Raw genomic sequence first — 10827 nt, 5'->3', positions numbered from 1 at the left:
ATTGGTAAAGACTAGTCGCTCCTTGTGATCTATTAGAAATTAGACTCCAATTATGCGTAATTGGAGTCTAATGCTTAAATGGGAAAGCTCAACTTTTAAAAATGGTCAAGCAGAGTAAAAAAATGGCATTACTCTTTGATTACCTTGGTGGTTGTACTACCTTCTTCTGTTTGAATGTTGATAAAATATACTCCTGCTGCCCCCTCTAATGCTAGTGTTGTTGTGGAGCTGTTTTCGAGTTTTTTATTTAGAACAATTTGCCCTGTTAAATTTGTTATTTGAATGTTGGCTTCTGAGTAAACGTTTCCAAAGTCTAGGGTAATACTTTTTGTAGTTGGGTTGGGGTAGACCTTGAGGTTGATTGCTTCGTTTGTAATGCTCGTATTATTCAATGCAACACTGGTTTGGTTGTGAGATAGCGTCGTGCTAAAATTAGCATTCGGAATAGGCACATTTTGAGGACCGCAACTGGTACTAAATGAAGTCCCTGCATCTATGTTGATCCACTGCATGGTAGAATAAGCAGGGTCGTCCACCTCAATACAGCTTAAGTTGGAGTTGTTAACAGCATTAAAGGTTGTAATATTCGTATTATTCCCATTTTTTATATTTAAACTGCTTAAGGTAGAAAAAGAACAATCTACTACTTTTAAATTTGAATTTTGGGTCAAATCTAAGCTAGTTAATTGGGTAGAACCGCAATATAACTTTTTTAAGTCCGAATTTTGGGTCACATTTAAACTACTTATCGGATTATGAGAGCAATATAGCCATCCCAAGTTGGTATTTTGCGTCAAATCTAAGCTCGTAATTGAATTGCCAACACAATGTATCCAATTCAAGTTGGTATTTTGGCTCACATCTAAGCTAGTTAAGTTATTTCTATAACAAATTAACTGTGTCAAGTTGACAAAGGCTTCTATTCCTGTTAAACTTGCGATATTCCGATTCGGACAATTAATTCTCCCTCCAAAGGCAGTAGCCTCAGTAACCTGAATTTCAGTATCACCATTGGTGTTAATCGCAGCGTTGCCCACCAAATAAGCTTTAAAATTAGCATCAGGAATGTTCACAATCGGAGCCGCTCCGTTACAATTGGTACTAAATGAAGTCCCTGCATCTATGTTTGTCCAATTAGCAGTAGAATAGGCAACATTATCCACATCAATGCAGTTTAGGCTGGCATTAAAAGCAGCGTTAAAAGTTGTAATATTCGTATTATTCCCGTTTCTTAAATCTAAGCTATTTAGAGTATTAAAAGAGCAATCTAAAACTTCTAAATTAGAATTTTGACTCAAATTTAAACTGGTAATATCAATTAAAGCACAATTTAGATTTACCAAGTTTGTGTTCTGGCTTAGGTCCAAGCTGCTTATATTACTATTACTACTACAATTAAGCGTTATCAAGTTTGGATTCTGAGTTACATTGATTCCATATAGATCAGAACCTCCACAATCAAGCGTTACCAAGTTCGGGCTCTGAGTCACATTTATATAATATAGTTGATAACAATGAGAGGCGGTTAGAGTCGTCAAGTTAACATTCTGACTTACATCTACGCTATACAAAGCATAATTATGAGAACAATTTAGCGCTGTCAAGTTGACAAAAGCTTCTATCCCTGTGAGGTCTTCTACGCCTAAACTACTACAGTTTATTGTTCCACTAAAGGCAGCAGCCTCTGAAATCTGAATTTCTCCATCTCCATTGGTATTAATCGCAGTGTTTCCGATCAAATAGGTCTTTAAAGCAGCATCAGGGATGTATACAGTTGTGCTACTACTACAATTGCTACTGAAGGATGTCACTGGATCTACCTGCGTCCAGTTTGCTGTTGAATAGGCGACATCATCTACATCAACACAGGTTAGGCTGGAGCAATAGGAGGCGTCAAAATTTGTAAACATGGTATTGTTGCCGTTTCTTAAATCTAAGCTTGCCAACGAATAATTGTTCGAACAATCTAAATAGCTCAATTTCGTATTTTGACTCAAATCTAAGCTTGTCAACGAATAATAATTGGCAGAACAATCTAAATAGTCCAAATCAGGATTCTGACTCAAATCTAAACTATTTAGCGCATTAAAATAACAAGCTAAACCGCTCAATTTCGTATTGTGACTCAAATCTAAACTGGTAAGGTTATTACTCGTACAAAGTAGAATGGTCAAGTTGACAAAAGTTTCTATTCCTGTTAAATCTGTGATGCCTAAATTAGAGCAATCAATCATTCCACTAAATGCTGAAGCTTCGGTAACCTGAATTTCAGTATCTCCATTGGTGTTGATTGCAGTATTGCCCACCAAATAAGCCTTAAAATTAGCATCGGGAATCGTTACGTTTTGGGCAATTAGTTCTGTTTTTCCCAAAAATAGCATTAATAGAAAAATAAATAACACATTTAATAAGTTCATACTGTTTAATTTGTTTAGAATTAGGTAATAATGAGGTTTGTTATGAGGCATTAGGGAATCGAATCTATAGGGCAAAGTATACTTATAGAAGCGGTAAAGACAATTATTCAAACCAAATGGGTAATAAAAATCTTTTGCTTAATGGAGTAACCTCTGCCTATAGTACATTGTTTTTTTGCAAAAATAACGTTCTATTTTAAAAAATAGAATAATATATGTTATTTTTTATGTATATCGATTTAACTCTTAATGCAAAATCAAGAACCTTAGACCTATAAAGTCAATAATACATCAAGCCAAGGATCAATCTAGTTGAGCTTGGCCAATACTACTAATTCTAACAATAAAGCAGAAAATTTTCCTACGATGGAGCGGAAGTAGGGGAGTTGTAGTGCAACAACGAATATAGAAGTGAATAACCTACCCTTTAAGAAACTAATTATAGCTTATTTAGAGGGTAGGTTATGAAATGAATAGAGAAAAAGAAAACTTATTGGGCAATCGTTCCTGCCAAACGGCGCAATTCCCATTCTGACAATTTAGCATTGTATTTAGCGGTAATCACCTGCTTTTGTGCTTGAATATAATTCAACTCAGCTTGTTGGTAATCCAACAAGGTAGCCTGCCCCAAATTATAAGCTTTTGTGGTGCGGTCAAAGCGTTCTTTGCTCAGGTTTACATTGCTTTCTTCTATAGGAATAAGTGCGATGTTATTTTCGTGATTAACATAAGCGTCTTTGACATTTTGTTCGATATCATAACGCACTAAATCCAAGTTCAGCTCTTGATTTTTGATGTTAATTTTATTTTGAGTTTTGGCTCGTTTTACGGCTCCTGCACCATAGATGTTATACGTCAAACCAACATTGATGGATGGGCCCAATGCACCATTGGTTCGCATAATACCAACATCATTTTTGGAACCATTATAACCATAGGATAAGGTGGTGTTGAGTTTGGGGTACAATTCAGTTTGCGTAATTTTGTAATCAAGGTTGGCCTTGTCAATATTCTGTTGAGCAGCCAAAACCATTAAGTTGTTTTTGAGGGCTGATGTTTTGACCGATTCATAGTTGAGCGAGAGGTCTAAATTAGTATTTACCTCGACAATAGCATTATCGGCAACTTCTTCCGTTCCCAATACTTTATTTAATTGTCGGACAGCACGGCGTATGCCCAACTGTAAGCGCAACAATTGTGTGCTGTCGCTATTATAAGTGGTTAGTAAATTAAGGCGCTCTACTTCTGAACCTTGCCCGTATTTTCGTTTAGTTTCAACTCGTTGGAGCTGAATTTTGGTTAGACTAAGTTTTTCATTAGAAATTCTATAATCCTCTTGAGCAGCAGCCAAGTTATAATAGGCTTGAATGACATTATAGATGGTTGCTTCAATTTCCTGTTGATATTTTGTATTGCTCAGTTCTACTTCAATTTTTGATTTTTTGAGCTTATAAACAGGTTTTAAACCATCAAAAATAGTATAGCGTACATTGACATTGGCGTTATAACTTTGAGAAACGGCTGCGGGTTCATTGGCATCAGGAATACCACCCGAAAAGGTGGTATTGGTCATGGTATTGGAGTAAGTATAGCCTGCGGAAAGATCTGCCGTCGGCAAAAAACCTGCTGCCCCTATGGTCGCATTGCTAGCCGCAATTTCAATATTATTTTTAGCAATTTTAATATTAAAATTATTTTGAATTGCCGTTTGAACAAGAGCATCCAACTGGATGGTTTCTTGTGCGAGGATTAGCATAGGGCTACTCAATAAGAGGGCTATAATTATGCTTATTAATTTCATTGTTTATTATTTTTCTTAACGATTATGCTACTTTGATGAATCGTGTGGCAAGGACGGTTTTAATGGTTCTAAAACCGCTGGATATTTAGAGGTCCACACGATTATCAAAGCATGATGATATATTTTTTGCCCAATATAAACTAGTGCCCCTCTACTTCTTCTAGCACACTAGGTTCTACCTCTCTTGGTTGGAGTTTTTCTCCTTCCCAAAGCCAGTGCCAACCCAAACGAATGTTATTGACGACCATGAGTAATGGAGGTAACATCAAAAGCATAATAAAGGTGGCAGACAATAAACCATAAGCCAATGAAACAGCCATTGGTATTACAAACTGTGCTTGTAAGCTTGTTTCGAGAACGATGGGCAATAGCCCTGCAACTGTAGTAACAGAGGTTAATAAAATAGGACGGAAACGAGAAATACTAGCTTGGTATACAGCATCCTTAAAATCCATTCCGTCTTTGAGCAAGCGGTTCATGGTGCTGACCAAGACTAAACTATCATTAATAACCACTCCCGCTACTGCCAGAATACCAAAGAGGGATAACATACTAATGGGCAATCCATGAAGCCAGTGTCCACTAACAACGCCAATAAAGGCAAAAGGAATCAATAAAAGAACAATGGCTGCTTGTAAGAAAGATCGGAAAGTTAGGACTACTGTGAAAAAGACTAATAGCAAAATAATGGGCAACCAGCGTTTCATAGAAGCGGTTGTGTCCCCAGCTCGTTCGCTTTGTCCTTCATAAATAACGTGAACACTAGGATATTGAGCTAGTAATTCTGGTATAATTACATCTTTGGCATGGTTGAAAATTTCTGTTGCAGAAGCATTAGGATCATTCAAGGATGCGCTTACCTCCATTTTTGCCTGATTGTTTACATGGGCAATTTTTAACGCTACTCGTTTTTGTTCTAAATCAATTAGTTCCTTTAATGGATAGGTATTTTGTCCTACTCGAATTTTCATATTTAATAAGTCACTAAAGGAAGCACGTTCTTGATCGGTATAACGCAACCAAACCTTTACCTCATCTGTTCCTCGCTGCAATCGTTGAATTTCATAACCAAAGTATCCTTGTCGAATTTGGCGGATAATGGTCGCTAAGTCAATACCTAACGATTTTGCTTTGGGCAGTAAGTTAATATGAAATTCTAAACCTCCTTTTTGATCGTTGTCTTGAACGTTTTTAAGTCGTTTGTCGGTTTCCAAAATTGCTTTAAAAGCATCTTTAGCTTTACGCAATTCGTTCATATCTTCGCCTACAAATCCCACTTGTACAGCTGCACCAAAGATCGACTTTTGACCATAAGTTAGACTTTCTGCTTCATAGACTTTTCCAACTTTATCTCTTAGCATATTGCCAAAATCAGAACTTAGCATATTCCTAGTTTCGCCATCCAACAAAGAAATAAACAATTGTCCTTCGTTGGGAGATACAGCAATACTGCGTGCAATAGATTGCACTATTTTTTGACCATCTGTACGCTGCTCCGATAGCGTTTCATTTAATTCCCAAGCTGCTTTTTCAATTCTACTTAATGTAGCTTTGGTAACATTGTCTGTTGTGCCTGCGGGTAATTTTAGAGCAACAACAACATTATCTTGATCTACACTAGGAAAGAAAGTAACCTTTACAATGCCACCTTTGACTAAATTTACACACAAGACAAGTGTAACAATCCCTGTTGAAAGGGCAATGGTTTTATTGTTGAGACAAAAACGCAAAATGGGGCCATAAATATTATTTTTTAGAAAATCAAAGAACGCTGTGCTGGTACGTTCCATGATATTTTTTTTGCCCCCTTGTTGCAAATCTTTAGAATGGGCAATATGTGCTGGAAGGATAAAAAAGCCTTCAATCAACGAAAACAATAGGGTAGTGATAACAACAAAAGCAATATTAGACATAAAATCTCCCATTTGTCCCTCAATTAAGAAGAACAACATGAAAAACCAACAAGTTGTTATAACAGCAGAAATAACCGAAGGTAATACTTCCATAACCCCTTCTATTGCTGCCTGCCTTGCTGGAATTCCTTTCTCATATTTTTGAAAAATATTCTCAGCAATTACTACTCCATCATCCACCAAAATTCCAATCACTAAGATCAAACCAAACAAGGATAACATATTGATATTAACCGTAGAAAAAGGCATGATAATAAACATACCAGCAATAGAAATCGGAATACTCAAGGCTACCCAAAAAGCAATTCTTGGTTTTAAAAACAGCCCCAACAGTAATAATACAAGTAAGAAGCCAACCAAACCATTTTTTACCAATAAATCGGTACGTTGTTGAATGCCAATACTCCCATCTCTTAATAAAAAGGCTTCGACAATTGTATTTTCAGCGTTAAATTCAGCAATGAATGCTTTGGCTTCACCAGCCGTTGTAATAATATCCTCGCTCAAGCGGCTCATGATTTGTAGCTTGGCAGCAGGTTTACCATTATAAAATTCACGCTGGGGAACATCCGCCCATTGGTTTTTGATGTCAGCAACATCTTTGAGCAAAATATTGGTTCCATTAGAACTGGTCTGGACAATGATATTCTCCAATTGTTCGGCATAATAAACTTTGTTTTCTGCACGAATGGTAATTTTTGTATTGCCCATTTCTATATTTCCACCTGTCAATTCCACATTAGAACCCTGTACTACTCGAGCAATGTCTGCAAAGGTCAATTGATAAGCATCTAGCGCCTTTTCTCGAATAGCAATTTCAATTTCTTCATTGGGATACCCCGAAACAACAACTTTAGAAATGTTCTTTTTGGCTAATAATTGTTGTTCTGCCTTCTTGGCGAATTCTTTTAAAGTATTTAGATCCACATCACCACTAATCATAATATCAGCGGCAGGGTCTGTTCGTTCTCTTTTGTAGATAACGGGTGTTTCTGCATCATCGGGAAAAGTATTAACACGGTCAATGGCATTTTTGACATCTCCCAAGACATTTTCGATCTTGTAACTGCTGAAAATTTCGATGTTAACAGTAGATAAGTTCTCAACAGAAGTAGAACTTACCTTCTTGATCCCTTCCAGTCCATCAATTTCTTCTTCAATTTTTATGGTAATTCCCTTTTCTACCTCAGAAGGGGAGGCCCCTATATAAGTCGTTTCAATAACGATTTCACGACTTTCTACTCTAGGGAATTGACTTCGTTGAATATTGATAGCAGATAACACCCCAAGAATACCAATTAGCAGTAATAGCACATCTGCTGAGATATGGTATTTTATAAAATATTGAATTGCTTTTTTCATTTATAAATGTTTAAATTTAGTCCGTAAACACGGTTGTGTACTTGCTTAAAGTCAATAGCTGTACATGACTTACTAAATTATAATTATTGTATGATTTGAACGGGCATGCCATTGTAAGCACCTAACACTGCTTGAACAAGAACCTCGGTGTCATTTTTTAAGCCTTTGATATACATTTTATTGTGGTCTACTTTTACAACCTCTATCTCCTGTAGTTTTAATTTGCCATGCTCAATGGTATAGACCTGATTGTTATTAATTAATAATTTTCTAGGCAGTTGCACGACCTCTCCTAATGCTTTGGTGGTAATTTTTCCATTGAGGAACATTCCTTCATTTAGCTTGCTGCTATTGATGGTAATAAAAACCTTTTGAGTTTGAGTTTTTTCATCAATAGACTTTCCGAATCGAGCAACTGTACCAGACCAAGTTTCGTTGGTTGCTTCCGAGTAAAGGGTAACTTTATTACCTCTCTTAAAAAATTGTACATCGTATAGCGAAACAGTAGCTTCCAGTTCGTAGCGAGAAGGGTGGGTCAGTTCGCCAAGTTTTTGACCACTTCTAACCAGTGCCCCTTCGTAGGTAGAGGCATTGCTGAGAACACCATTAAAAGGAGCATAAATTTTGTATTTGGTTAAGCGATATTCTTGGCGTTTGATATTAATGTGTTGATTTTCAATATTTCGTGCACCAATGTATAGCTTTTCCCTAGCACTCTTAGTTTTTGGGAGCTCTTGGATTGGTTTTTTGAGATCAAAGGCATCAATATAATCCTTCCACGCTTGAAAGTTGTCTGCATAGTCGTTTTCTAAATCGGGTAAAAGAGCGACTAAAGCACTATACAATTGACTTTTACTTGCTTGCAATTCCAATTGTGCTTCGGTGTCGTCCAAGGTCAACATCAATTCGTTGGCGCTAAAAGAAATACCTTCTCTAAACTCTTTGCCTGCTTTATTTAAAGTGCCTGTTACTTCAGAGTACAAATCAATTTTTTGACGAGCCACTACTTTTCCACTGATGATGACTTCGGAAGAAAGCGTCTCATTTTGCGCTTTTAAACTATAAACATAATTTACTTTAGCAGCTGTAGATTCAGTGCTGTCTTCTTTTTTTTCATTTGTTGTCTCTGTATTTCCTACCTTAGAAGCTAGAGAAATACCACCAATTAAAATGATAAAACCAATAACAACACTTGATTTTCTTAGTATTTTATTCATAATATATGATTCAATCTTGTCGTAGGGGAGGCTAAGCCTTTTGCTACTGATATAATGATAAGTTAATGTTTAAAGTAAGGGAATAACTTCGGTATTCTATTTGGGGGTTGCCCTTTTTACAAGGAACTAGAAATTATAGACCACATGAATTTCTAATCACAAGTATAGACGAAAAAATTTACTTATTGTTTATGGGAGAATCTAGTTTTCAATGAATGGATTGATAACTTCAATAAAGGTATTGGGGGCAATTGTGGAGAGACTTTTTTATCCTAAAAAAATAAAAATGAAAGGAACAATGACATTCCCTAAATAGCTTAACTTATTTGTAGGTGTTGATGAAGATAGGGGACGTTTAATTGGAGGAATAATACTGCTTAGGCAAAGAGCAAGAAAATAAAGGAAAAGCCATTTTAATACATAATTAAAATGGCTTTTTATAAAATTAGGGGTAAAGCAGTCATCATCTAAACGTGTAGAATCGCCTTTTTTTGTAATAATCGATCTTCAGATTCTACATGGTTCTCATCAGGAACACAACAATCAACTGGACATACCGCAGCACATTGAGGTTCTTCGTGAAAACCAACACATTCTGTACATTTATCCGTTACGATAAAATAAAAATCTTCTTCAATAGGTGCATGCATTTTGTCGGCATCTGCTTGTTGTCCATCAACAAGTGTAAAAGTGCCCGTAGCACCTGTACCATCTGAATAAGCCCACTCTACGCCACCATCATAGATCGCATTGTTTGGGCATTCTGGTTCACAAGCACCACAGTTGATACATTCATCAGTGATATAAATAGCCATTATTTAATAGGTTCTTGAAGCTAAGTAATGAAATAAGACGCAAAATTAGGTATAATACTATCAAAAAGCAAGAAAAGCCACAAAATATAAACTAAAACCCCAATCTTTAGAGGCAACCATCTAAAATTATTAGGGATGGCTGGACTAAATTGTTACGTTATTTAATGCTAATTGTTTAGTTAGGTTGTGATTGTACAGTCCTCAGTGTCTATTGATAACAATTTAAGTTTTCTTTTGTTTAAGACAAAGACTATTAAAACAAGCGATCAATAACAGTGGCATAATTATTTTGTTAAGGATTGTATGGTGTTAACAATGGTTTGATTGTCTAACTCTTGCATGCATTTGAAATGCCCTTTAGGACAGCGTTTATAACCAATTTTAGAACAAGGGCGACAATTTAACGCGTTATGTTCAATGATGTGATGTTGAGGAGCATCTGGAGGTAAATAGGGATACATCCCAAAATCAGGAACGGTATTGCCCCAGATAGATACAATAGGGCGTTTTAGTGCTGCTGCAATATGCATAAAACCTGTATCGTGCGCTACAACTAAGCCTGCTTGTTGAACAACAGAAGCAGATTGATGCAGATTAAGTTGCCCACAAATATTAATTAAATGAGCTCCTGCTTCTTGGGCGATTTGTGCTGCGGCTAGATCTCCTTTTCCGCCAATTAACACAATGAGTTTTGTTTTTAGAAGGCTACAAATTGCTTTGATTTTAGCAGGAGGGAGGCGCTTAGTAGCATGGGCTGCCCCAATCACAAAAGCGATATAGTTATTGGTTTGCAAGCGTTGGTCAATATCATGGAGAACAACCTTGTCGGCTGTTGGTATCGTATAATCTAACCCCTTATTGTCATTTTGGATCTGCAATGATTTGACGGTATTCAAATAGCGATCAACAATATGCAAATCGGGCATTTTATTAATCTTAAATTGGGTTAGCAACCATTTTTGATAGTTAATTTTATCAAAAACAAGCGCTTTAATGCCTAATTTTTGGCGGACATACCAAGATCGAAAATTTTTGTGCAAATCAACTATGAGATGATAATTTTCAGATTTTAGGACTTGAATAACCTTTTTTAAAGGTTGTGTTGTTTTGTCAAAGGTATACACCTTGTCAATATAAGGATTGGCTTCTAGGATGGGAGCAAAGGCTTTTTTTGTTAAATAGTGCAATTCAACCTCCTTTAGTTGTGTTTTTAGGCAACGAACGACAGGACTAGTGAGTACAATATCACCAATAGAACTAAATCGAAGAAGGAGTATTTTTTGCATAACAGAAGTAGTTTAG

General features: G+C 36.3%; 6 protein-coding genes. All 6 read right to left on the bottom strand.

The window, feature by feature from the left end:
- Nucleotides 1-128: 128 nt before the first annotated feature.
- The 6 genes from AsAng_RS14985 to AsAng_RS14960 all read right to left on the bottom strand — a co-directional run bounded on the left by AsAng_RS14985 (nucleotide 129) and on the right by AsAng_RS14960 (nucleotide 10811).
- A complete protein-coding gene (locus AsAng_RS14985; RefSeq protein WP_264787902.1) occupies nucleotides 129-2417 on the bottom strand; it encodes a T9SS type A sorting domain-containing protein in 2289 nt (762 codons plus the stop codon).
- Between the two features lie 490 nt (nucleotides 2418-2907).
- Nucleotides 2908-4218: a TolC family protein gene (locus AsAng_RS14980; protein ID WP_264787901.1), complete on the bottom strand. Its 1311-nt coding sequence runs from the start codon at nucleotides 4216-4218 to the stop codon at nucleotides 2908-2910.
- A 140-nt stretch (nucleotides 4219-4358) separates the two neighbouring features.
- Nucleotides 4359-7493, bottom strand: coding sequence for an efflux RND transporter permease subunit (locus AsAng_RS14975; protein WP_264787900.1), 3135 nt, complete (start codon nucleotides 7491-7493; stop codon nucleotides 4359-4361).
- 83 nt (nucleotides 7494-7576) lie between these two features.
- Nucleotides 7577-8710: an efflux RND transporter periplasmic adaptor subunit gene (locus AsAng_RS14970; protein WP_264787899.1), complete on the bottom strand. Its 1134-nt coding sequence runs from the start codon at nucleotides 8708-8710 to the stop codon at nucleotides 7577-7579.
- Nucleotides 8711-9177: 467 nt separating this feature from the next.
- Nucleotides 9178-9525, bottom strand: a complete 348-nt coding sequence (locus tag AsAng_RS14965) for a 4Fe-4S binding protein (RefSeq protein WP_264787898.1) — start codon at nucleotides 9523-9525, stop codon at nucleotides 9178-9180.
- A 284-nt stretch (nucleotides 9526-9809) separates the two neighbouring features.
- Nucleotides 9810-10811, bottom strand: coding sequence for a glycosyltransferase family 9 protein (locus tag AsAng_RS14960; protein WP_264787897.1), 1002 nt, complete (start codon nucleotides 10809-10811; stop codon nucleotides 9810-9812).
- Nucleotides 10812-10827 lie beyond the last annotated feature (16 nt).

Origin of the sequence: Aureispira anguillae, assembly GCF_026000115.1 — a bacterium.
GTDB classification, from domain to species: domain Bacteria; phylum Bacteroidota; class Bacteroidia; order Chitinophagales; family Saprospiraceae; genus Aureispira; species Aureispira anguillae.
Note: the sequence above shows the minus strand (reverse complement) of the source record. Positions and strands in the feature narration are given on the sequence as shown.